The 22,936-nt window shown below is 74.5% G+C and carries 22 protein-coding genes; 5 read left to right on the forward strand and 17 right to left on the reverse strand.

The annotated features are described in order from the left end of the window. Window positions 1-44 precede the first annotated feature (44 nt). Both ABD644_RS15260 and ABD644_RS15265 read left to right on the forward strand, forming a co-directional pair. Entirely contained in the window at window positions 45-734 is a 690-nt protein-coding gene (locus tag ABD644_RS15260; RefSeq protein ID WP_344689804.1) for a response regulator transcription factor, read from the forward strand. Further along, window positions 731-1,978, forward strand: coding sequence for a sensor histidine kinase (locus ABD644_RS15265; RefSeq protein WP_344689805.1), 1,248 nt, complete (start codon window positions 731-733; stop codon window positions 1,976-1,978). The genes ABD644_RS15260 and ABD644_RS15265 overlap by 4 nt, the downstream gene beginning before the upstream one ends. On the opposite strand, the gene ABD644_RS15270 is transcribed toward ABD644_RS15265, so the two are convergent. The 6 genes from ABD644_RS15270 to ABD644_RS15295 form a co-directional block, all read right to left on the reverse strand. Continuing rightward, window positions 1,975-3,069: an amidohydrolase family protein gene (locus ABD644_RS15270; protein WP_344689807.1), complete on the reverse strand. Its 1,095-nt coding sequence runs from the start codon at window positions 3,067-3,069 to the stop codon at window positions 1,975-1,977. The genes ABD644_RS15265 and ABD644_RS15270 overlap by 4 nt on opposite strands. Beyond that, window positions 3,066-4,649, reverse strand: coding sequence for a signal recognition particle protein (ffh, locus tag ABD644_RS15275; protein ID WP_344689808.1), 1,584 nt, complete (start codon window positions 4,647-4,649; stop codon window positions 3,066-3,068). The genes ABD644_RS15270 and ffh overlap by 4 nt, the downstream gene beginning before the upstream one ends. Before the next feature lie 66 nt (window positions 4,650-4,715). Then, window positions 4,716-4,907: a hypothetical protein gene (locus ABD644_RS15280; RefSeq protein WP_344689809.1), complete on the reverse strand. Its 192-nt coding sequence runs from the start codon at window positions 4,905-4,907 to the stop codon at window positions 4,716-4,718. Between the two features lie 82 nt (window positions 4,908-4,989). Then, window positions 4,990-7,356, reverse strand: a complete 2,367-nt coding sequence (locus ABD644_RS15285) for a [protein-PII] uridylyltransferase (protein WP_344689810.1) — start codon at window positions 7,354-7,356, stop codon at window positions 4,990-4,992. Window positions 7,357-7,466: 110 nt separating this feature from the next. After that, window positions 7,467-7,805, reverse strand: coding sequence for a P-II family nitrogen regulator (locus ABD644_RS15290; protein WP_091933655.1), 339 nt, complete (start codon window positions 7,803-7,805; stop codon window positions 7,467-7,469). Further along, the gene (locus ABD644_RS15295) at window positions 7,802-9,151 is read right to left on the reverse strand and encodes an ammonium transporter (RefSeq protein WP_344689811.1); all 1,350 of its coding nucleotides are present in this window, start codon (window positions 9,149-9,151) and stop codon (window positions 7,802-7,804) included. The genes ABD644_RS15290 and ABD644_RS15295 overlap by 4 nt, the downstream gene beginning before the upstream one ends. A 322-nt stretch (window positions 9,152-9,473) precedes the next feature. Between ABD644_RS15295 and nicT the strand changes: the two genes are divergently transcribed. Beyond that, window positions 9,474-10,565 (forward strand): Nickel transporter NicT, encoded by a 1,092-nt coding sequence (gene nicT, locus ABD644_RS15300; protein WP_344689812.1) that lies wholly within the window; start codon window positions 9,474-9,476, stop codon window positions 10,563-10,565. A gap of 9 nt (window positions 10,566-10,574) precedes the next feature. On the opposite strand, the gene ftsY is transcribed toward nicT, so the two are convergent. Continuing rightward, window positions 10,575-11,768: a signal recognition particle-docking protein FtsY gene (ftsY, locus tag ABD644_RS15305; protein ID WP_344689813.1), complete on the reverse strand. Its 1,194-nt coding sequence runs from the start codon at window positions 11,766-11,768 to the stop codon at window positions 10,575-10,577. An 80-nt stretch (window positions 11,769-11,848) separates the two neighbouring features. Between ftsY and ABD644_RS15310 the strand changes: the two genes are divergently transcribed. Next, the gene (locus ABD644_RS15310; RefSeq protein WP_344689814.1) at window positions 11,849-13,516 is read left to right on the forward strand and encodes an alkaline phosphatase D family protein; all 1,668 of its coding nucleotides are present in this window, start codon (window positions 11,849-11,851) and stop codon (window positions 13,514-13,516) included. 13 nt (window positions 13,517-13,529) lie between these two features. Continuing rightward, window positions 13,530-14,345, forward strand: a complete 816-nt coding sequence (locus tag ABD644_RS15315; protein ID WP_344689815.1) for an endonuclease/exonuclease/phosphatase family protein — start codon at window positions 13,530-13,532, stop codon at window positions 14,343-14,345. 19 nt (window positions 14,346-14,364) lie between these two features. Here ABD644_RS15315 and smc read toward each other — a convergent pair whose 3' ends face one another. From smc to rsmD, 10 genes are all read right to left on the reverse strand, one after another. After that, window positions 14,365-17,931 carry a chromosome segregation protein SMC gene (gene smc / locus ABD644_RS15320; RefSeq protein WP_344689816.1) on the reverse strand — a complete coding sequence of 1,189 codons (3,567 nt, stop codon included), beginning with the start codon at window positions 17,929-17,931 and terminating at the stop codon, window positions 14,365-14,367. 77 nt (window positions 17,932-18,008) lie between these two features. Next, window positions 18,009-18,200: a hypothetical protein gene (locus ABD644_RS15325; protein ID WP_344689817.1), complete on the reverse strand. Its 192-nt coding sequence runs from the start codon at window positions 18,198-18,200 to the stop codon at window positions 18,009-18,011. A 148-nt stretch (window positions 18,201-18,348) separates the two neighbouring features. Beyond that, window positions 18,349-18,618: an acylphosphatase gene (locus ABD644_RS15330; RefSeq protein WP_344689818.1), complete on the reverse strand. Its 270-nt coding sequence runs from the start codon at window positions 18,616-18,618 to the stop codon at window positions 18,349-18,351. Continuing rightward, a complete protein-coding gene (mutM, locus tag ABD644_RS15335) occupies window positions 18,615-19,490 on the reverse strand; it encodes a bifunctional DNA-formamidopyrimidine glycosylase/DNA-(apurinic or apyrimidinic site) lyase (RefSeq protein ID WP_344689819.1) in 876 nt (291 codons plus the stop codon). The genes ABD644_RS15330 and mutM overlap by 4 nt, the downstream gene beginning before the upstream one ends. Window positions 19,491-19,494: 4 nt before the next feature. Beyond that, window positions 19,495-20,214 (reverse strand): ribonuclease III, encoded by a 720-nt coding sequence (gene rnc / locus ABD644_RS15340; RefSeq protein WP_344689820.1) that lies wholly within the window; start codon window positions 20,212-20,214, stop codon window positions 19,495-19,497. Window positions 20,215-20,231: 17 nt separating this feature from the next. Further along, entirely contained in the window at window positions 20,232-20,411 is a 180-nt protein-coding gene (gene rpmF / locus ABD644_RS15345; RefSeq protein WP_344689821.1) for a 50S ribosomal protein L32, read from the reverse strand. 2 nt (window positions 20,412-20,413) lie between these two features. Next, window positions 20,414-21,061, reverse strand: coding sequence for a YceD family protein (locus tag ABD644_RS15350; RefSeq protein WP_344689822.1), 648 nt, complete (start codon window positions 21,059-21,061; stop codon window positions 20,414-20,416). Between the two features lie 121 nt (window positions 21,062-21,182). Beyond that, window positions 21,183-21,896, reverse strand: a complete 714-nt coding sequence (locus ABD644_RS15355; protein WP_344689823.1) for an ATP synthase subunit B family protein — start codon at window positions 21,894-21,896, stop codon at window positions 21,183-21,185. Next, the gene (coaD, locus tag ABD644_RS15360) at window positions 21,893-22,381 is read right to left on the reverse strand and encodes a pantetheine-phosphate adenylyltransferase (protein WP_344689824.1); all 489 of its coding nucleotides are present in this window, start codon (window positions 22,379-22,381) and stop codon (window positions 21,893-21,895) included. The genes ABD644_RS15355 and coaD overlap by 4 nt, the downstream gene beginning before the upstream one ends. Beyond that, window positions 22,378-22,932 carry a 16S rRNA (guanine(966)-N(2))-methyltransferase RsmD gene (rsmD, locus tag ABD644_RS15365; protein ID WP_344689826.1) on the reverse strand — a complete coding sequence of 185 codons (555 nt, stop codon included), beginning with the start codon at window positions 22,930-22,932 and terminating at the stop codon, window positions 22,378-22,380. Before rsmD ends, coaD begins: the two co-directional genes overlap by 4 nt. Window positions 22,933-22,936 lie beyond the last annotated feature (4 nt).

The following is a 22,936-nucleotide window of genomic DNA, read 5'->3' on the forward strand; positions in this document are numbered from 1 at the left end:
CTCGGGTCCTTCGCGGGGACCGCTCGCGCGGTTAGCGTCGCGGCGTGGCCCAGCTCCTGGTCGTCGAGGACGACGAGCGCATCCGCACGGCGCTCATCCGGGCCCTGCGCGAGCGGGGCCACGCCGTCAGCTCCGCGGGCACGGCCCTGGAGGGGCTGCGGCAGGCGGTCGAGGACCGTCCCGACCTCGTCGTCCTCGACCTGGGCCTGCCCGACCTGGACGGCCGGGAGATGCTGCGCATGCTCCGCGCGGTCTCCGCCGTGCCGGTCATCATCGCCACGGCCAGGGACGACGACGACAGCGTGGTGCAGGCCCTCGACTCCGGCGCCGACGACTATGTGCTCAAGCCCTTCCAGGCCGGCCAGCTCGAGGCGCGCATCCGGGCCGTCCTCCGCCGCGCGGCCGGTGGCGCCGACGCCGCCTCGGCGGCGGTCACCGTCGGCGAGCTGAGCGTGGACCCGCGCAGCCGCCGGGTGACACAGTCCGGCCGGCCGGTGGACCTCTCCCCCAAGGAGTTCGACCTGCTGGCCTACCTGGCCGCGCGCGCCGGCACCGTCGTCACCAAGCGCGAACTGCTCGCCGAGGTGTGGCAGCTGCCGTACGGCGGCTCGGACAAGACCGTCGACGTCCACCTGTCCTGGCTGCGCCGCAAGCTCGGCGAGACCGCCGCGGAACCCCGGCTGCTGCAGACGGTGCGCGGCGTGGGGGTCCGGCTGGCCGAGCCCGAGCCGTGAGGCGCCGCATCACGCTGCTGGTGGCCGCGACGACCTCGATCGTGCTGCTGGCGTTCCTGCTGCCGGCGGCGTCGCTGGTCGCCCGGGTCGCCGAGGCACGCGCCCTGGACGCGGCGCAGGCGCAGCTGCAGTTCCTCACCCCGTCGGTCGGCCTCGACGATCCGGAGCAGGTGGCCGCCAGCCTCATCGGCACGTCGAACGACCTGCGCACCGGCGTCCGCCTGGCCGACGGGACGTGGCTGGGCGACCCGCAGCAGCCCGACATCGAGGTGCCGGCCAGCGCGGAGGAGATCCGGTCCGACGCGGGCATCCTGCTGCTCCAGCCGGTCCGCCGGGAGGGCGACACCGCGCTGATCGAGGTCTTCGTGCCGTCCGAGGTGCTGCGGGCCGGCGTGACCCGGACCTGGCTGGTGCTCGGCGGGCTCGGCCTCGTCCTGCTGCTCCTGGCCCTGCTCGTCGCCGACCGGCTGGCCCGGTCGCTGACCCGGCCGGTGACCGAGCTGGCGAACACGGCGCACCGCCTGGGCGCCGGCGACCTCTCGGCCCGGGTGCAGCCCGCCGGACCGCGGGAGGTGCGCGAGGTGGGCACTGCGGTCAACCAGCTGGCCCGGCGGATCGGCGAGCTGCTGGCCGCCGAGCGCGAGGGTGCGGCCGATCTCGCCCACCGGCTCCGGACGCCGCTGACCGCCCTGCGGCTGGACGTGGAGGGCCTGCCGCCCGGTGACCGCGACCGCCTGATGGACGACGTCGACGCGCTGAGCCGAGGGATCGACGAGGTGATCAACGAGGCGCGCCGTCCCGTCCGCGAGGGCGTGGGCGCGGAGTGCGACGCGACCGCCGTCGTCGTGGAGCGGGCCGAGTTCTGGACCGCGCTGGCCGCCGACGAGGGCAGGAACCTGCAGATCGAGTGGCAGGCGACCCCGCTGCCGGTCCGCGTGCCGGCGGCCGACCTGACCGCGGCGGTCGACGCCCTGCTCGGCAACGTCTTCGCCCACACGCCGGAAGGCACCGGGATGCTCGTCGACGTCCGCGCGCGGGACGGCGGCGGTGCGTCCATCGCCGTGTCCGACGAGGGGCCGGGCATGCCGGAGGACGCCGTCGAGCGCGGCCGAAGCGGCGGCGGCTCCACCGGCCTCGGCCTCGACATCGCCCGCCGCACGGCCGAGTCCTCGGGCGGGTCGATGCGGATCGACACGTCGCCGCGCGGGACCACGGTCACCCTGGATCTCGGCCCCCCGGCCTAACCCACCACTCGCCCGCGCAGGATCATCCGCTGGGGCCGCTGCAGGACGTCGAGGTCCGCGCGCGGGTCGGCGTCGTAGACGACCAGGTCCGCGGGCGCACCCTCCTCGATGCCGCCCAGCCCGAGCCAGGTCCGCGCCGACCACGACGCCGCAGCCAGCGCCGCCTCGGCGGGCAGGCCCGCCGCGTGCAGCGCCCGGACCTCCGCGGCGATCGACCCGTGCGCGACGCCCCCGCCGGCATCCGTGCCCGCGTACACCGGCACCCCGGCGTCGAACGCGGCCCGCACCACCGCGCCGGCCTGGGCGTACAGCCGCCGCATCGTGCTCGCGTAGGCGGGGAACTTCTGCTCGCCGGCGGCCGCGAACGCCGGGAAGTTCTCCACGTTGATCAGCGTGGGGACGACGGCGGTGCCCCGGGCGGCCATCTCGCCGATGAGCTCCTCGGTGAGCCCGGTGCCGTGCTCGATGCAGTCGATGCCGGCGCGGATCAGCCCGGGGAGCGCATCCGTGCCGAACGTGTGCGCCGTGACCCGGGCGCCCTCGTCGTGGGCGGCCGCGATGGCGGCGGCCAGTGCGTCGTCGGGGAACTCGGGAGCCAGATCGCCGCGGCCGCGGTCGATCCAGTCGCCGACCAGCTTCACCCAGCCGTCGCCGCGGCGGGCCTGCACCCGCACCTCGGCGGCCAGGTCGGGCGGCTCCACCTCGACCGCCATGCCCGGGATGTAGCGCCGCGGCGCACCGATGTGCTGGCCCGCCCGGATGATCCGCGGGAGGTCGGGTTGGTCGTCCAGGAAGCGGGTGTCCACCGGGGAGCCGCAGTCGCGCAGCGCCAGCACCCCGACCGCCCGGTCGTCGAGCGCCTGCTGCCGGAGGTCGGCAGGGTCGTCGACGTGCGCCCCACCGGGCCCGACCCCCACGTGGCAGTGCGCGTCGACCAGCCCCGGGACCAGCCAGCCGCCCCGGCTGACCGTCTCCGCGCCGGGTACCGGCTCGAACGTGAACCGCCCGGCCCGCACCCAGACGTCGCGGTGCTCGCCCTCGGGCAGCACCACCCCCGCCAGGTGCAGCGACTCCCCCGCCGCAGCGGTCACCGGCCCGGCCGCTCGTCCTTGAACTGGTCGAAGTTCAGCTTCGAGAGGTCCGGCAGCGCCTGACCGGGCGGCAGCCCGGGCATCCCGCCCGGCAGGCCGCCACCGGGGAAGCCGCCGCCGGGGAAGCCTGCACCGGGGGGCAGGCCGGGCGCGCCCGTCGGGCGGCGGGCGGGGCCGCCCTTGCCCTTCCCCTTGCCCTTCTTGCCCTTCTTCGACTGCGCCTGCATCTGCCGGCCGCGGGCCTTCTTGGACATCGGGCCCATGCCGGGCAGACCCATGCTGCCGGCCATCTGGCCCATCATCTTCTGGGCCTGCGCGAAGCGCTCCAGCAGCTGGTTGACGTCGGTGACGCTCACGCCGGAGCCGTTGGCGATCCGGACCCGCCGCGAGGCGTTGATGATCTTCGAGTTGACCCGCTCGGTCGGCGTCATCGAGCGGATGATCGCGGCCGTCCGGTCGAGGTCGCGGTCGTCGATCTGCTTGAGCTGCTCCTTCATCTGCCCGGCGCCCGGGAGCATGCCGAGCAGGTTGGCGATCGGGCCCATCTTGCGGATCGCCATCATCTGCTCGAGGAAGTCCTCGAGGGTGAAGCCCTCGCGGCTGGCCAGCTTGCCGGCCATCCGCTCGGCCTGCTCGGCGTCGAAGGTCTTCTCGGCCTGCTCGATGAGCGTGAGGACGTCGCCCATGCCGAGGATGCGCGAGGCCATGCGCTCGGGGTGGAAGACGTCGAAGTCGCTGAGCTTCTCGCCGGTGGACGCGAACATGATCGGCTGGCCGGTCACGTACCGCACCGAGAGCGCGGCGCCACCGCGGGCGTCGCCGTCGAGCTTGGTGAGGACGACGCCGGAGAAACCGACGCCCTCCTGGAAGGCGGTGGCCGTCGTGACCGCGTCCTGGCCGATCATCGCGTCGACGACGAACAGCGTCTCGTCGGGCCGCACGGCGTCGCGGATCGACGCGGCCTGCGCCATCAGTTCCGCGTCGATGCCGAGCCGTCCGGCGGTGTCGACGACGACGACGTCGTGCATGGTGCGGCGCGCGTGCTCGATCGAGTCGGCGGCCACCCGGACCGGGTCGCCGATGCCGTTGCCCGGCTCGGGCGCGTAGACGTCGACCCCGGCCTGGCCGGCGACGACGGAGAGCTGCTGCACGGCGTTGGGGCGCTGCAGGTCGGCCGCCACCAGCAGCGGCGTGTGGCCCTGGCTCTTCAGCCAGCGGCCGAGCTTGCCCGCGAGCGTCGTCTTGCCGGAGCCCTGGAGGCCGGCGAGCATGATCACGGTCGGCGACTGCTTGGCCAGCCGGATGCGCCGGGTCTCGCCGCCGAGGATGGCGATGAGCTCCTCGTTGACGATCTTGATGACCTGCTGGGCGGGGTTCAGCGCCTGGGAGACGTCGGCCCCGCGGGCCCGGTCCTTGACGGCGGTGATGAACGACCGCACCACCGGGAGCGCGACGTCGGCCTCCAGCAGCGCGATGCGGATCTCGCGCGCGGTGGCGTCGATGTCGGCTTCGGTCAGCCGGCCCTTGCCACGCAGGCCGGTGAAGACCTTGTCCAGGCGGTCGGAGAGGGTCTCGAACACAACACGTCCTCAGCAGTCACGGGCGCGAGACGAGTCGCGCCACCTGACCGCCAGCCTAACGAGCCTTCAGGCAGCGATGCCGACGCGCGCGGGTTCGGCCGGCGCACCGGCGTCACCGATCACGAACGCGGTGCCGCAGTCGGCGCACGCCCACTCCGGGCACTCGCCCCCGTCGCCGGTGTGCCCGTCGGTGCAGGGCGGCTGCACGAACACGCGCACTTCGTCACAGGCCGGGCAGGGCCACAGGCGGCTGTCCACGGGTGGGGCTCCTCTCGTCAGGCGGGACCGGTCCGTCCCCTCCACCTGACGGTGGCACGGGCCACTGACAGAACGGAGGACCTCACCCCGGCGTGTCGACGGCGACGGGGGGTGTCGCACCCCGGGTCGCCTCGACGAGGGCCGCCTCCACCCGCCGGCGCTGGCCGTCGTCGACCGGCGTCCCGGAGGGGTTGCAGACGTAGAAGGAGTCGACCGCGTCCCCGCCGAGGGTCTCGATCCGCGCGGAGGTGACGTCGAGGCCCTCGCTCGCCAGCGCCGCGGTCAGCCGGTAGAGCAGGCCGGCCCGGTCGGCGGCCCGCACCTCGACGATGCCGGTGTCGGCGCCGCTCACCTCGCTGTCGTGCCAGGAGATGCGCGGCGGCGCCGTCCGGACGCCGCCCTGCTGGTAGTCCGCCTCGCGCTGCCGGAGCCGGTCGACCAGCGGCAGCGTGCCCTCGAGGGCCGCCCGCACCGCGTCGGCGAGAATCTCCGGCACCGGGGGCCGCCCGAACCGGGGGCGGACCGCGAAGACGCCCGTGGCGTAGCCGGCCTCGATCGACATCTTGGCGGCCCGGACGTCGAGCTGGTTGAGGGCGAGCACCCCCGCGAGGATGCTCAGCAGCCCGGCCCGGTCCGGTGCCCCGATGGTCACCTGCTGGCCGTCGGCGACGTCCTCGACCCCCACCGTCACCGCTCCCCCGGCGACGTCCAGGGGTGCCGCGGTGACCTGCGGCTGGGTCGGGCTGAGCACCGGCTCCGGCGCCGCCGACGGCGCCGACCCGAGCTTGGTCTGGACGCGGGCGACGAGGGCCGCGACCAGGTGTGCCTTCCACGGCGACCACGCCGACGTACTCGTCGCCGCGCCGTCGGCCTGGGCCAGCGCGTGCAGCAGCTGCAGCACCGCCGGGTCGTTCCCGATGGTGGCCGCGACCCGGTCGACGGTCGCGGCGTCGTCGATGTCGCGGCGGGTGGCGGTGTCGGGCAGGAGCAGGTGGTGGCGCACCAGCGTGGCCAAGGTCGCGACGTCGGGCTCGGAGAACCCCATGCGGGCACCGATCGCCGCCGCCACCGGCTCCCCCACGACGCTGTGGTCGCCGGGCCAGCCCTTGCCGATGTCGTGCAGCAGCGCGGCGACCAGCAGCAGGTCGGGCCGGTCGACGTCGCGCGTGAGTTCCGCGGCCGCCGCGGCCGCCTCCACCAGGTGCCGGTCGACGGTGTACCGGTGCCAGGGGTGGCGCTGCGGCAGCGAGCGCACCGAGTCCCACTCCGGCAGCAGGCGGGAGAGCAGCCCCTCCTGGTCCAGCTGCTCGAGGACGGCGACCGCCGACCGACCGCTGGCCAGCAGCCGGAGGAACGACCAGCGGACCTCCGCCGGCCAGGGCTCCGGCACCGGCGGCGAGTGCACGGCGAGCACCTTGAGCGTGTACGGCGACAGCAGCAGGTCCGCGCGGGCCGCGGCCGCCGCGGCGCGCAGCAGCAGCCCGGGGTCGGCGGCCGGCTTGGCGCCCTGGGCCAGCACGACCTCGTCGCCCTGCCGGACGACGCCCTCGGCCAGCGGCTCCCGGCGCACCCGGCGGTAGCGGCCGCGGGGCCGGCGGACCAGCGACGACTCGACCCGGCGCCACGTCTCGTCGGCGACGAACGCCAGCTTGCGCCCGGCGAGGCTGACCTCGCGGAGCAGGGCGTCCTCGTCGGCCAGGCCGAGAGCCGCCGCGACCGGCCGCTGCTCCTGGCGGACCAGCACGTCGACCGGGCGACCGGCCCGGCGGCGCAGCTCGTCGCGCACGTCGAGCAGGAACGCGTAGGCCTCCTCGACCTCGGCCGAGGGCTCGTCGGCGAGCTGTGCGGCGGCGGCGGCGCGCAGCACCTGCCCCTCCCGCAGGCCGCCGTAGGCCTCCTTCAGATCCGGCTCCAGCAGGAACGCCAGTTCCCCCACCTGACGGGCGCGGGCGCGGCGCAGGTCGCGCAGCTGCGGCAGCAGGCGGGAGGCGGCCTGGCGCCAGCTGGCGAGGGTCGCCGTCCGGAGCCGCGCGGCCAGGTCGGCGTCCCCGGCCACCAGCCGGGCGTCGAGCAGACCCAGGCCGGCCTTGACGTCGGTGGAGGCGACCGACACCGCCTCGGGGATCGAGCGCACCGAGTGGTCCAGGCGCAGGCCGGTGTCCCACACCGGGTACCAGAGCGCGTCGGCGAGGGCGGCGATCTCCGGCCGCCCCTCGTGCACGAGCACCAGGTCCAGGTCGCCGTAGGGCGGCATCTCGCGGCGGCCCAGGCTGCCGACGGCGACCAGCGCGAGACCGTCGGTGCCGCGGCGGGGTGGCGACCCGCCCCGGCGCTGGCGGGGCGGTGGGGTGCCGGCCACGGCGTCGGCGAGCAGGCCGGTCAGCCACGCGTCCAGCGCCGCGACCCGCTCCGCGCGGGACATCGCGGGCAATGCCTCGAGGTCGAGCACCCATCCCCCTCGCACAGTCAGCCGTCCGACCGGAAGCGCACCGGCCGGGGCAGCGGTCGAGCCGCTCCCCCGGCCGGTGGGCGTACGTGCAGAACTACCGGGCCGGTCAGCTACAGCGCGTCGTCCCCGCGCTCACCGGTACGGACCCGGACGACCTCGTCGATCGTGGTCACCCAGACCTTGCCGTCGCCGATCTGGCCGGTCGAGGCGGCCTCGACCACGGCGTCCACCACGCGGGCGGCGTCGAGCTCGCCGACGACGACCTCGATCCGGACCTTGGGCACGAAGTCCACCTGGTACTCCGCCCCGCGGTAGACCTCGGTGTGGCCCCGCTGGCGGCCGAAGCCCTGGACCTCGCTGACCGTGAGGCCGGCGATGCCGATCAGCTCGAGGGCGTTCTTGACGTCGTCCAGCTTGAACGGCTTGACGATCGCGGTGACGAGCTTCATGCCCCAACCCCTTCAGTACTCCGGGCCTCGGCACGCGCCTGGCCGGCCAGTGGTGCGGTGGAACCGCTGCTCCCGAGGGAAGCGAAGTCGTAGCCCGACTCCGCGTGGACCACGTTGTCGATGCCCGTGACCTCGTCCTCCTCGGTGATCCGGAAGCCGATCGTCTTCTGGATGATCGTCCCGATGATGTACGTCGCCACGAAGGAGACCACGAGGACGGCCAGCGCACCGACCACCTGGCGCCACAGCTGGTCGACGCCACCACCGTAGAAGAGACCGTCGACACCCGCCGGGGCCTCGGCCGTGGCCAGGAAGCCGATCAGGATCGTGCCGACCAGGCCGCCCACCAGGTGGACGCCGACGACGTCGAGCGAGTCGTCGTAGCCGAACCGGTACTTCAGCCCCACGGCCAGCGCGCAGAGCGCCCCGGCGATGGCCCCGATCACGATCGCGCCGATCGGCGAGACCGAGGAGCAGGACGGCGTGATGGCCACCAGGCCGGCGACCACACCGGACGCGGCGCCCAGCGAGGTCGAGTGACCGTCGCGGATCTTCTCCACCAGGAGCCAGCCGAGCGTGGCCGCGGCCGTGGCGACCAGCGTGTTCACCCAGGCGACCGCGGCGGTGTTGTTGGCCGCCAGCGCGGAGCCGGCGTTGAAGCCGAACCAGCCGAACCACAGCAGCCCTGCGCCGATCATGACCAGCGGCAGGTTGTGCGGCCGCATCGCCTCGCGGCCGAAGCCGCGGCGCTTGCCGAGGACGAGGGCGAGCGCCAGGCCCGCCGCGCCGGCGTTGATGTGCACCGCGGTGCCACCGGCGAAGTCGATGGCCGCCAGGTTGTTCGCGATCCAGCCGCCGGTGTGGGTGACCGTCCCGTCGTCGTCGGTGAGGGTGAAGTCGAAGACCCAGTGGGCGATCGGGAAGTAGACCAGCGTGGCCCACACGCCGGCGAAGAGCATCCACGAGCCGAACTTGGCCCGGTCGGCGATCGCGCCGGAGATGAGCGCCACGGTGATGATCGCGAAGACGGCCTGGAAGCCGACGAAGGCCATCGTGGGCAGGCCGCCCTCCTCGCTGGTGACGTCGGCCATCAGTCCGTCGAGGCCGAAGAACTCGCCCGGGTTGCCGAGCAGGCCGCCGCCGATGTCGTCGCCGAAGGCGACCGAGTAGCCGTAGATGACCCAGAGGACGCTGATCAGCGCCAGCGCCCCGAAGCTCATCATCATCATGTTCAGCACGCTCTTCGCGCGGACCATGCCGCCGTAGAAGAGCGCGAGCCCGGGGGTCATCAGCAGCACGAGCGCCGCGCTGGTGAGGATCCAGGCGGTGTCGCCGGTGTTGACCACGGCAACCTCCTGAGGGGGTCGTCGGCCGGGGGCCGCGTCGGTGGGGTGTCGATCGGGAACACGGCGCCGCTCCGGGGGCGGAACGACGCGGTGTTCACGGTGCCGTCGCCGTGTTTCCACCCGCGGCCCCGAGACGTTTCGGGACGGTGAACTCCGGCCCGCGTGTCCCCCTGTTGCATTGCGCGCGTGTTGCGCGGGCCCCGGTCCGTGGCGCGGTTCACAGGAAGCGGTAGCGTTCCGGCGTTGTTGCGAATAACTTGCAACAAGCCCGCGCTCCACCCGACCGAGCCGACGAGGATGCATGGTCTCCCAGGTGTCACCGATGGTCCGTCCGGCCGTCGCGCCCCCGCGGGGCGGTTTCAGCCGTCGCGAGTGGCGCTCCATCGGCGGGATGAGCGCCTTCGTCGTGCTGCTCCACGTCGTCGGCTGGGGCGTGCTGGTCTTCGCCGTCGCCCCGCACGACTACCAGCTCGGGAGCACCGGGGTCCTCGGCGTCGGCGTGGGTCTCACCGCCTACATGCTCGGCGTGCGGCACGCCTTCGACGCCGACCACATCGCCTCGATCGACAACACGACCCGCAAGCTCGTCGGCGAGGGCAAGCCCTCGGTCAGCGCCGGGTTCTGGTTCTCCCTCGGCCACTCGTCGGTCGTCTTCTTCGCCAGCCTGCTGCTCGTGGCCGGGGTCCGCTCCATCGCCGGCGTGTTCCAGGACGAGAACTCCCAGGTCGGCCAGACGCTCGGGCTGATCGGCACGCTCGTCGCCGGCACCTTCCTGGTGGCCATCGGCCTGATGAACCTCGGGGCCGCGATCGGCATCGCCCGGATCTTCCGCCGGATGCGGGCCGGCGAGTTCGACGAGGCCGAGCTCGAGCACCACCTGCACAACCGCGGCTTCCTCGCCCGGCTGCTGGGGCGCGTGACCCGCCGGGTCAGCAAGGCGTGGCACCTGTACCCGGTCGGCCTGCTCATGGGGCTGGGCTTCGACACCGCGACGCAGGTCGCCCTGCTGGTGCTCGCCGCGGGCTCGGCCGCGTTCGTGCTGCCCTGGTACGCGATCCTCGTGCTGCCCGTGCTGTTCGCCGCCGGGATGAGCCTGTTCGACACCGCCGACGGCGTGCTGATGTCGCGCGCCTACGGCTGGGCGTTCCTCAAGCCGATCCGCAAGGTCTTCTACAACCTCACGGTCACCGTCCTGTCGGTCACCGTCGCCCTGGTCATCGGCGTGCTGGTGCTCACCGGCCTGCTGGTCGACCGCCTGGAACTCCACGCCGGCCCCCTGGTCTGGATCGCCTCGCTCGACCTGGAGCTCGTCGGCTTCGCCGTCGTCGGGCTGTTCGCCGTCACCTGGGCGGTCGCCGTCGCCGTGTGGCGCTTCGGACGCATCGAGGAGCGCTGGGCCCCCGACGTCCGCTAGCCGGCGGGCCTACTCCTGGCCCACCAGGCCCTCGGCGAACGCGCGCGGCTCGAACGGCGCCAGGTCGTCGGGCCCCTCGCCCAGCCCGATGAGCTTCACCGGGATGCCGAGCTCGCGCTGCACGGACACGACGATGCCGCCCTTCGCGGTGCCGTCGAGCTTGGTCAGCACGATGCCGGTGACCTCGACCGCCTCGGTGAACACCCGCGCCTGGACGACGCCGTTCTGCCCGGTCGTGGCGTCGAGGACCAGCAGCACCTCGGTGACCGGCGCCTGCTTCTCGACCACCCGCTTGACCTTCCCGAGCTCGTCCATGAGGCCGGACTTCGTGTGCAGCCGCCCCGCGGTGTCGACGACGACGGTGTCGACCTCGGCCTCGTTACCGGTCTTCACCGCCTCGAACGCGACCGACGCCGGGTCCCCACCCTCGCGCCCCCGCACGGTGAGCACGCCGACCCGCTCGCCCCACGTCTCGAGCTGGTCGGCGGCGGCCGCGCGGAAGGTGTCGGCGGCCCCGAGGACGACGCTCTTGCCGTCGCCGACGAGCACGCGGGCGATCTTGCCGACCGTCGTCGTCTTGCCCGCGCCGTTGACGCCGACGACGAGGACGACGCCGGGGTGCCCGTCGCGCCGGTCGGTGCCCAGCGTGCGGTCCAGATCGGGGCCGAGGACGGCGGTGAGCTCGCGGACCAGCAACTCGCGCAGCTCGGCTCCGGAGGCGGTCGCGAGCACCATCGACTGGGTGCGCAGCCGCTCGACGATCTGCGTGGTGGCGGTGACGCCGACGTCGGCCGCCAGGAGGGTCTCCTCGATCTCCTCCCAGTCGTCCTCGGTCAGCTTCTCGCGAGCCAGGACGGTGAGCAGCCCGCGGCCCAGCGAGGACTGCGAGCGCGCCAGCCGCGAGCGCAGCCGGACCAGCCGGCCGGCCGAGGGCGGCGGGGTCTCGAAGACGAGGCCGGGCTCCGGCTCCGCCGGCGGCAGCTCCACCGCCGGTGGCGCCTCGGGGACGACGGCATCGGGCTGCTCGACCGGGGGCGCGGTCGGCGGTGCGGTCGGCTGCGGGGGACGCGGCCGGGTGAGGGTCGTGCCGCCGAGGGCGTCGTCGTCGAGGCGGGTGGTGCGCTTCCCGCGGCCCACCAGCAGGGCCGCTCCCACGACGAGCGCGAGGACGAGGATCGCGACGGCGATCAGCACGAATTCCATGCCCGCAGTCTCCCAGCCGCCGCTCCAGCTCACAGGGGCGACACAGGCGCCGCCCAGGCTCGTGCGGAAGTGTGTCCCCCATGCCCCCGTCGTCGCCCGCTGAGCCCGCCCTCGTCCTCGGCCCGCTGCTACGGCACGTCGACCCCGTGTCGGCGACCGTCTGGGTGGAGACCGACCGTGCGTGCGAGGTCGACGTGCTCGGTCGCCGGGCGCGCACCTTCTGCGTCGGCGGCCACCACTTCGCGCTGGTCCTGGTCGAGGGGCTCGAGCCCGGCAGCACCACGCCGTACCAGGTGCACCTCGACGGGACCCCGGTCTGGCCGCCGCCGGAGAGCGAGTTCCCCCCGAGCCGCATCCGGACGCCGGGCCGCCCGGTGCCCTTCCGGCTGGCGTTCGGCTCCTGCCGCTACGCCAGCCCGCGCACCGTCGAGGACTCCGAGGGCATCCCGCCCGATGCGCTGGACCTCTACGCGAGCCGGGTCGCGGCGCTGCCCGAGGACGAGTGGCCCGACGCGCTGGTCCTGCTCGGCGATCAGGTCTACGCCGACGAACTGACCACGGAGACGAAGTCCTGGCTGCACCGCCGCAGGCACCGCCGGCAGGCGGACGAGATGCCGGACGAGCAGGTCGCCGACTTCGAGGAGTACACCCGGCTCTACGCCGAGTCGTGGGCGGATCCGCAGGTGCGGTGGCTCCTGTCGACCATCCCGTCGTCGATGATCTTCGACGACCACGAGATGATCGACGACTGGAACACGTCGGCCGCCTGGCGGGCCACGATCACCCGCGAGCCCTGGTGGCGCGGCCGCATCACCGGCGGCCTGGTCAGCTACTGGGTCTACCAGCACCTGGGCAACCTCAGCCCGCAGGAGCTGGCCGAGAACAAGACCTGGCAGGCCGTCCGAGGGCTGGGCGAGGACAGCGACGACGCGGAGCCGCTGCTGCGGGAGATGGCCCGACAGGCCGACGAGGACCCGGCGAGCATCCGGTGGAGTTACGTGCGGCACTGGGGCGAGGCGCGGTTGATCATGATCGACAGCCGGGCCGGGCGGGTGCTGGAGGAGTCCGAGCGCCGCATGGTCGACGACGCCGAGTTCGAGTGGATCGAGGCGGCCATGGCCCGCGCCGCCACCGACGGCGTCGAGCACCTGATCCTCGGCACCTCCCTCCCCTGGCTGCTCCCGCACGCCATCCACAACCTCGAACGCTGGAACGAGACCCTCAACGTCCGCCACCTGGGCCGGTGGCGGGGACGCCTCGCCGAGACGCTGCGGCAGGCCTCCGACCTCGAGCACTGGGCGGCGTTCGGGCGGTCCTTCGAGCGGCTGGGGGCGGCGGTGACCGACATTGCCCGCGGTGCGCGCGGCCGACCCCCGTCGACGGTGCTGGTGCTCTCCGGCGACGTGCACCACGCCTACGCGGCGGAACTGGTGCAGCCCGGCGACCTCGCCTCCCGGGTGCACCAGCTCACCGTCTCCCCCCTGCACAACCAGGCGCCGCACCCGATCCGGGTCGGGTTCAAGATCGGCTGGAGTCGGCGCGCGCGGAGGTTCACCGAGCGGCTGGCCCGGTTGGCGAAGGCGACGCCCAGCACGCTCGAGTGGGAGAAGCAGGCCGGCCCGTTCTTCGGCAACCAGATCGGCGAACTGGTCCTCGACGGCCGGTCCGCCCGCTTCCTGCTGTCGGTCAGCGAGAAGGGGGCCACGCGGCTGGAGCAGGTCCTCGACATCCCGGTGTCCGCCGCCTGAGAGGCTGCAGGCCGTGACAGGCGCCCACGGCACCAAGCCCTCCCCCGGCCCCGACCAGCCGCCGATCCCGGTCCGGCTGGTCACGTTCAACACCCACCACGGCGTGGGCGAGGACACCAAGCACGACCTCGCGCGGCTGGCCACGGTGCTGGCCGCCGCCGACGCCGACGTCATCTGCCTGCAGGAGGTGGACCGGCACTTCGGCGACCGCAGCGAGGGCGTCGACCAGGCTCTCCTGCTCTCCCGTGCGCTGGACATGCAGCTCGCGTGGGGTCCCGCGATCGACGAGTCACGGCCCGACGGAGGACCCGACCGCGAGTACGGCAACGCGGTCCTCTCCCGGCTGCCGATCCTGGTCAGCGACGTCCACCGGCTGCCCGGCAAGGGCGAGCCCCGCAGCGTGCTGCGCACGATGATCGAGCTCGACGGCGGCACGCTCTGGGTCATGAACACCCACCTGAGCACGGGCAACCCCGAACGGCGGGGGCACCAGGTGGCTGCCCTCGCCGGGCTGCACACCGACTCGATGGGGGCCGGTGTCCTCGTCGGCGACTTCAACGCCAACCCCGACGCACCCGAGCTGGCCGCGCTGCGCGGGCGCTTCGCCGACGCCTGGGAGCTGGCCGACGAGCGCGACGACCGGTCCGGGTGGCGGTTCTGGCAGCACGACGAGGGCCTGACCCACCCCGCCCACTCCCCGCACCGGCGCATCGACCAGGTGTGGGTCACCCCGGGCGTCGGGGTCCGCGGCGCTCGGGTGCTCGACGCCCGGGGCGCGTCGGACCACCTGCCGCTGCGCGTCGACCTCGCCGTCCCGAGCGGCGTCTAAGGGTCCCGATGTGTGGCCCCTAGGAGGCCTCGAGCTCCCGCAGCCGCTGGCTGATGACGCCGGTGATGCCGTCGCCGCGCATGCTCACCCCGTAGAGGGCGTCGGCGATCTCCATCGTCCGCTTCTGGTGCGTGATGATGATCAGCTGCGACGTCGACCGGAGCTGCTCGACCAGCGTCAGCAGCCGGCCCAGGTTGACGTCGTCGAGAGCCGCCTCCACCTCGTCGAGGACGTAGAACGGCGAGGGGCGCGCCCGGAAGATCGCGACGAGCAGGGCCACGGCGGTCAGCGAGCGCTCGCCGCCGGAGAGCAGCGAGAGCCGCTTGACCTTCTTGCCCGGCGGGCGGGCCTCCACCTCGACGCCGGTGGTCAGCAGGTCGTCGGGCTCGGTGAGCACCAGCTTCCCGTGTCCGCCGGGGAACAGGGTGGCGAACACGGCCTCGAACTCCCGCGCCACGTCGGCGAAGGCGGCGGCGAACACGTCGTGGATGCGCGCGTCCACCTCGCGGACGACGGTGAGCAGGTCGCGGCGGGTGGACTTGAGGTCCTCGAGCTGCGTGGCGAGGAAGCCGTGCCGCTCCTCCAGCGCCGCGAACTCCTCCAGCGCGAGCGGGTTGACCTTGCCGAGGGTGGCCAGGTCCCGCTCGGCACGGGCGGCCCGCCGCTCCTGCACCGCGCGGTCGTAGGCGACCGGCTCGGGTACCGGCTCCCCCGCCGCCTCGGCGGCCGCGACCTCGGCCGGCGACGGCGGGACGGCCGCGCCGGGCCCGTACTCGGCCAGCAGGGTGGGCAGGTCGACGCCGTACTCCTCGGCGGCGCGGCCCTCCAGGGCCTCGATGCGGTAGCGCTGCTCGGCGCGGGCCACCTCGTCGCGGTGCACCTCGTCGGTGAGCCGCTCGAGCTCGGCGGCGGCGGCCCGCACGCGGGTGCGGACCTCCAGCAGTTCGGCCTCCGCGGAACTGCGCGCCGTGGCGAGAGCGTCCCGCTCGGCGGCGGCCCGGGCGACGGACGTGGCGACGGCGGCCAGCGCGGCCTCGGCGACGCGACGGACGGACGCCGCGACCGCGGCCCCCCGTTCCCGGGCCACGCGGGCCGCTGCGGCCCGCTCGCGGGCGGCACGTTCCTGCCGGGCCTGGCGGCGCAGCGACTCGGCCCGGCCGTGCAGGGCCCGGGCGCGCTCCTCCGCCGTCCGGACGGCCAGCCGGGCCTCGGTCTCGGCCTGGCGGGCCGCGGCGACCTCGGCGCGCAGCCGGTCGCGCTCCTCGGTGGGCGGCTCCTCGTCCACCGGCGCGGCCTCGGCGTCGGCCAGCCGGCGCTCGAGGTCGGCCAGCCGGACCTCGGCCTGCTCCACGTCGCCCTCGGCGCGCACCCGCGCGGCGACGTGCCGCTCGGCCTCGGCCTCGGCCGAACGAGCGGCCGCCCCGAGCGAGGCGAGCTCCGCGGCCACCGCGGAGCGGCCCTTGTCGGCCGCCTGGCGGGCGGCGAGCGCGGTCTCGACGTCGGCGGAGCGCTCGCGGGCGACGTCGCGGGCGGCCGCGAGCCGCTCGGCCAGGTCGGACGCTCGGGCGACCGCGGCGGTCAGCTGCGCCTCGGCGTCGTCGACCCGTGCCCGGACCTCGAGGTTCGACGGCGGGTTCGCCTGGCCGCCCGCGGCCCAGTCGGCGCCGATCAGGTCGCCGGCCGCGGTGACGGCCCGCACCCGCGGGTGGGTGCGCACCAGCGACACCGCGGCCTCGAGATCGGGGACGACGGCGACGCGCTCGAGCGCCCGCGCCAGCGCCGGCTGCAGCGCCGCGGGACCCTCCACGACGTCCAGGGCCCAGCGCAGCCCCTCGGGCAGCGCCGGCCAGCCGTCGCGGGGCACGGGGGGCAGCCCGCCGGTGACCAGCAGGCCGGCCCGGCCGCCGTCGGTGTCCTTCAGGTGGGCCAGGGCAGCGGCGGCCTCCGCGACACCGGCGACGACGACCGCGTCGGCCATGCCTCCCAGCGCGGCCGCCAGCGCCACCTCGTCGCCGGGCCGGACGGCGAGCTGCTCGGCGAGCGGGCCGACGACGCCGGCGAGGTCGGCGCCCAGGACCGCGGCTGCTCCGTCGGCCGGCGCCAGCCCGAGGGCCAGGGCGTCCCGCCGGGCCTGCCAGGAGGCGCGGTCCCGCTCGGCGGCCCGCTCGGCCTCGGCGAGCTCGGTCACCGTCCGCGCGGCGGCGGCGTGCGCGGCGACGGCGTCCTCGTGCGCGGTCACCAGGGCGACGTCGGAGTCCTCCTGGTCGCTGACCTGGCCCCGCCGCTCCGCCAGCCGCTCGGCGGCGACCTCGGCGCGCTCGGCGGCCTCCCCGGCGGCGGCGGCCAGCCGGTCGATCTCGCTGCGGCCCGCGGTCACCCGCGAGCGCGCGGCCGCGACCTCGCCGGAGAGGCGGGCGAGCCCCTCGCGGCGGTCGGCCAGGGCCCGCGCCGCGGCCACCCACGCCCGCTCGGCCTCGGCCAGAGCCGTCTCCAGCTCGCCGCGCGACGCGACGGAGGACCCGAGCCGCGCGCGCTCGGCCTCCAGCCCCGCGGCGAGCTCGGCCTCGGTGGCGGCGACCCGCTCGGCCTCGGCGTCCAGCTGGTCGGGATCCCGGCCCGGCGCCGACGAGGGAGCCGCGGCCGAGAGGTGCCGGTGCCGCTCGGCGGCGAGCTGGGCGATGCCGCGGAACCGCTCGGTGAGCGCCGAGAGCCGGTACCAGGTGTCCGAGGCGCCCTGCAGGACGGGCGCGGACTCGGCGAGGCCGCGCTCGAGCTCCGCCTCCCGCCGCGAGGCCACTGACAGGTTCTGCTCCACCTGGGCCCGGAGGGCGCGCGCGGCCGTCTCGTCGGCGACCTCGCGGTCCAGCGCGTCGCGCAGCTGCACGAGGTCGTCGGCGAGCAACCGCAGCCGGGCGTCGCGCAGGTCGGCCTGGACGCCCGCGGCCCGGCGGGCGACCTCGGCCTGGCGGCCCAGCGGCTTGAGCTGCCGGCGCAGCTCGGCGGTGAGGTCGGCCAGCCGGTCGAGGTTGGCCTGCATGCCGTCGAGCTTGCGGAGCGCCTTCTCCTTGCGCTTGCGGTGCTTGAGGACGCCGGCCGCTTCCTCGATGAAGGCGCGACGGTCCTCCGGGCGGCCGGAGAGGACGGCGTCGAGCTGCCCCTGGCCGACGATGACGTGCATCTCGCGGCCGATGCCGGAGTCGCTGAGCAGCTCCTGCACGTCGAGCAGGCGCACCTTGTCGCCGTTGATCTCGTACTCGCTCTCCCCGGAGCGGTACATGCGTCGGGTGATCGACACCTCGGTGTACTCGATCGGCAGGGCGCCGTCGGAGTTGTCGATGGTGAGGGTGACCTCGGCGCGGCCCAGCGGCTGGCGGCCGGCCGTGCCGGCGAAGATGACGTCCTCCATCTTGCCGCCGCGCAGGCTCTTGGCGCCCTGCTCCCCCAGCACCCAGGAGATGGCGTCGACGACGTTGGACTTGCCCGAGCCGTTGGGGCCGACGACGGCGGTGATCCCGGGCTCCAGCCGCAGGGTCGTCGCGGACGCGAAGGACTTGAAGCCCTTGAGCGTCAGGCTGGACAGGTGCACAAGACAGGCACGCTAGTCGAGGAAAGGCTCCCGGCCCCGCATCTGCGGGACATCAGGGGACCTTGTGACGGACGAGTTCAGGCCAGCGCGGGCTCGGCGGTGTCGCCGGCCATGGACAGCAGCTCGTGGGCGATCGCGGCGTCCCGCTGGGCACGCAGCTCCTGGAGTTCCTGCTCCAGCCGGCGCACCTTGGCCCGCAGGATCGCGTTCTCCTCGACCACTCGGAGTTCCGCGGGTGCTACGACGTGACCGAACAGGGCCTTGGCCATGACTGCAACGGCCTTTCCTGGCGAGATGGTGAGCCCGGCGCCCCGGTTGCGGTCGGCGCGAGCTGTTGTATGTCACAGGGTGACAGGCCCCGACACGCAGGTCAACGCCAACGTCCCAGCCCCCCGTTCCGGGGTGATGTCGCGTTCGTCACGCCACCGTGAAGCCGCTGCTCCCCTGCGCCGGCTCGTCCCGGACGTCGACGCGCGTCACCGAGCCCGGGGCGTCGCGGCCGTCCAGCGCGGCGACGACGGAGCGCACCGCGGGGTCGTCCCCCTCGAGCACGACCTCCACCCGGCCGTCGGGCAGGTTGCGGGCGGAGCCGGCCAGGCCGGCCGCCGTCGCCAGGCTGCGGACGAAGTACCGGAAGCCGACGCCCTGCACGTGCCCGGAGACGACGGCGACCACGCGAACGCTCACGACCGTGCTCGCGGGCGGGGCTGGCACTTTGGGCAGCTGTAGCTCGACCGGTTCATGAACGACTCCCGGCGGATCGCCGTCCCGCAGCGCGGGCACGGCCGGTCCCCCTGTCCGTACACGGCGAGGAAGCGGGAGAAGTACCCGCTCTGCCCGTTGACGTCGACGTAGAGCGAGTCGAAGGAGGTACCCCCCTGGGCCAGGGCCTCGCCGAGGACGTCGCGGACGCCGTCGAGCAGGTCGGCCACCTGGCCGCGGGTGAGCTTGTCGGTGGGGCGGGCCCCGTGCAGCCGGGCCCGCCACAGCGCCTCGTCGGCGTAGATGTTGCCGACCCCGCCGATCAGGGTCTGGTCGAGCAGCGCGCGCTTGACCTCCGTGCGGCGGCGCCGCAGCGCGGCGGTGAAGGCGTCGACGTCGAAGGCCTCGTCGAGCGGGTCGATCGCGATGTGCGCGAGCCGCGGCGGGATGCCCCCGTCGGAGCCGAGTTCCTCGACGGCGAGGCCCCCGAAGGTGCGCTGGTCGACGAAGCGCAGCTCGCGGCCCCCGTCGGTGAAGGTGAACCGAGCGCGCAGATGGGTCTCGTCGGGGGCCGAGGGCTTCTCCACGAGCAGCTGCCCGCTCATGCCGAGGTGTCCCACCAGGGCGCGGCCGGCCGGCGCACCGTCCCCGTCGTCCAGCGGCAGCCACAGGTACTTGCCGCGCCGGTGGGCGGCGGTGACCGTGCGGCCGGTCAGGGCCTCGACGAAGTGGTCGACGCCCTCGAGGTGGCGCCGGACGGCCCGCGGATGCCGGACCTCGACCGCGGCGACGGTCCGGCCGGCGACCCACTGCTCGAGGCCCCGCCGCACCACCTCGACCTCGGGAAGCTCGGGCATCCGGTCACTCCTTCGCCGACAGCGCCCGCCAGGCGGCCTCCGCGGCCTCCTGCTCGGCGGCCTTCTTCGTCCGCCCGGTGCCCCGCCCGTGCACGGCGCCACCGAGGACGACGGCGGCGGTGAAGGTCTTCGCGTGGTCGGGGCCGTCGTCCTCGACCTCGTAGCTGGGGGCGCCGAGCCCCTTCGCGGCGCCCAGCTCCTGGAGGCTGGTCTTCCAGTCCAGGCCGGCGCCCCGGGTCGCCGCCTCGACGAGCATCGGGTCGAAGAGCCGGTGCACGATCGCGGCCGCGGCGTCGAGGCCGCAGCCGAGGTGGATCGCGCCGATGAGCGCCTCGAGCGCGTCGGCCAGGATCGAGTCCTTCTCCCGGCCGCCGGTGGTCTCCTCGCCGCGGCCGAGCAGCAGGTGCGGGCCGATGCCGCCGGTGCCCAGCCGGCGGGCGACACCCGCCAGCGAGGTCATGTTGACCACCGAGGCGCGCAGCTTGGCCAGCTGGCCCTCGGGGAGGTCCGGCTTGCTGCGGTACAGCTCGTCGGTGACGACCAGGCCGAGCACCGAGTCGCCCAGGAACTCCAGGCGCTCGTTGGTCGGCAGGCCGCCGTTCTCGTACGCGAAGGACCGGTGGGTCAGCGCGAGGACGAGCAGGTCGCCGGGCAGGGCGACGCCGAGGGCGTCGTCCAGCCACGACGCCGCACGGGTCGCGTGGTCCTCACCGGCGGCGACCACCGCGGGGACGGCGGCCGTCAGACCGAGAGGACCTGGCGGCCGTCGTACTGGCCGCAGTTCGGGCAGGCCTGGTGCGGGGGCTTGAGCTCGCCGCAGGCCTTGTTGGGGCACGGCGACAGGGTCGGCGCCGTGGCCTTCCACTGCGACCGGCGGGAGCGGGTGTTGGAGCGCGACATCTTCCGCTTCGGAACGGCCACGGTCAGTTCTCCTCTGGGGTGGGGTTCTCGCCGGGGGTGCCCGGCGAGGAAGTAGTTGCGAACCGCTCGGTGAGAGCGGCCCAGCGCTGGTCGAGCACCTCGTGCGCGTGGTCGGCGGGCAGGTCGTCGAGCCGCTGGCCGCAGTCGACGCACAGGCCCGCGCAGTTCTCGGTGCAGACCGGCGCGAGCGGGAGGCTGAGGACGACGGTGTCGCGCAGCAGCGGCTCCAGGTCGAGGAAGTCGCCCTCGACGCGGCGCACCTCGTCCTCCTCGCTGGTCGCCTCGGTGGTGCTGCCCTCGTAGGCGAACAGCTCCTGCACGTCGAGGGACAGCCTGTCCTCGACCGGCTCGAGACAGCGTGCGCAGGAGCCCGTGACCGGTACGTCGAGCTCGCCGGTGACCAGCACGCCCTCCATCACCGACTCCAACCGCAGGTGCAGGTCGACGCCGGCGCCCTCGGGCACGCCGATCAGCTCCACACGCCAGTCCGCGGGCGCCGGGATCGTCCGGTCCAGCTCCTGCAGCGCGCCCGGACGCCGGCCGAGCTCCCGGAGGTCGATCTTCCAGGGGTTGGCTGCGGGACGCCGGGCATCCGCGGGTCGGTGACCCGGGGAGCCGGCGCCGGAGCGGTGCGGAACGGCGGCAGGCATGTCAGTACTCGCGGTAGGCAGTGGGAGAACCCGGCCGGGGCGGGAAGCCTCCGGCGGTCGGGCTGGAGGTCGAGACTACCCGATCCCCGGAGAGCGACGGTCGGGGCGGCTCAGGGTCGGCTCACGGCTCGCGCAGCGTGATCCGCGCCTTCTCCACCGAACGCAGCATCCGCTCCAGGGTCGTGCCGAACTCGGCGAGCCGGCTGTCGACGTACTCGTCGACCTCACCCCGCATGCGCGCGGCGTCGGCGTGCGACTGCGCACCGAGCTCGTCGGCGCGCGAGACGGCCCCGCGGTAGACCTCGGTCTCGGTGATCAGCCGCTCGTGCTCGGCCTGCGCCGCAGCGACCATGTCGGCCTGCTGCCGCTGCCCGTCGGTGATCAGGGCGTCGCGGTGGCGGCGGCCCTCCTCGACCAGCCGCGCGACCTCCGCCTCGGCATCGGCGAGCAGCTGTTCGGCGTCCGCCTGGGCCTCGGCGAGGAGCTCGTCGCGCTGCCGGCGGGCCGTGCCGAGGATCTCCTCGCGCTGCCGCCGGGCCTGCCCGAGCAGTTGCTCGCTCTCGCCGCGGATCCGGCCGGTCAGGCTCTCGGCCTCGGCCTGCGCCTGCTGCAGGATCTCGGTCCGCTGCTCGACGATGGCCCCGGCCGCCTGGACGTCCTCGGGGAGGGACTCGCGCAGATCGTCGAGCAGGTCCAGCAGGTGGTCGCGCGGCACCATGCAGGAGCCCGACATCGGGACGCTGCGGGCGTTCTCGATGACGGTCGTGAGCTCGTCGACGGTCTCGTAGAGCCGGTAGACGACCTCGTTGTTCGCCGTCCTGGTCGGCCTGGTCACGACGTTCCCCGCTCGGCGCGCACCTGCAGCAGCCGTTCGTGGACCGCCTTGGGCACGAGCCGGGACACGTCGCCGCCGAACATGGCGATCTGCTTCACCAGGCTCGAGGACAGGTGCCCCACCTGCGGCGCGGTCGGCACGAAGAGCGTCTCGATGCCGGCCAGCTCGCGGTTCATCTGCGCCATCTGCAGCTCGTACTCGAAGTCGGAGACCGCACGCAGGCCCTTGACGATCACCGGCAGGTCGTGCGCGCGGCAGTAGTCGACCAGCAGGCCCTCGAAGCTGTCGACGGTGACGTTGGTCAGGTCGGCGACGCTCTCGCGCAGCAGGTCCATGCGCTCGGAGACCGAGAACAGGCCCGCCTTGCCGGGGTTGACCAGGACGGCGACGACCAGCTCGTCGTACAGCCCGGCGGCGCGGTTGATCACGTCGACGTGGCCGTTGGTGACCGGGTCGAACGAACCGGGACAGACGGCGCGTCTCACGGAGAGCGACCGTACCGGAGCAGAGCCTCTCCGTACCGGCGGTCGCGCAGCCCGGTCAGGGGTGTCGGCCACTCCCAGGCCGGCTCGCGGCTGCTGCGCTCGACAACCAGCACCGCGCCGGGCGCCAGCCAGCCGCCCTCGGACAGCGCCGAGAGCACGCCCAGCACCTCGTCGACCGGCGTGGCGTACGGCGGGTCGGCGAGCACGAGGTCGAACGCCGCCGGGGAACGTCCGGCGACCACGGTCGGGACCGAGCCGGCGACCACCCGCCCGCCGGGCAGCCCGACGGCGGCGACATTGGCCCGCAGCACCGGGAGGACCTTCGGCGAGGACTCGACGAACACGACGCTGCCGGCACCGCGCGAGAGCGCCTCGAGACCCAGGGCTCCCGAACCGGCGTAGAGGTCGAGGACGGTGGCGCCCTCGAGGTCGAGCAGCGCGCCGAGGGAGTTGAACAGGGCCTCGCGGGCGCGGTCACCGGTGGGCCGCACGCCGGACGCCGGCACCTTCAGCCGCCGCCCTCCGGCGGCGCCGGCGATCAGCCTGGTCATGGAC

The sequence above is a fragment of the Blastococcus jejuensis genome (assembly GCF_039534705.1).
GTDB classification, from domain to species: Bacteria; Actinomycetota; Actinomycetes; order Mycobacteriales; family Geodermatophilaceae; genus Blastococcus_B; species Blastococcus_B jejuensis.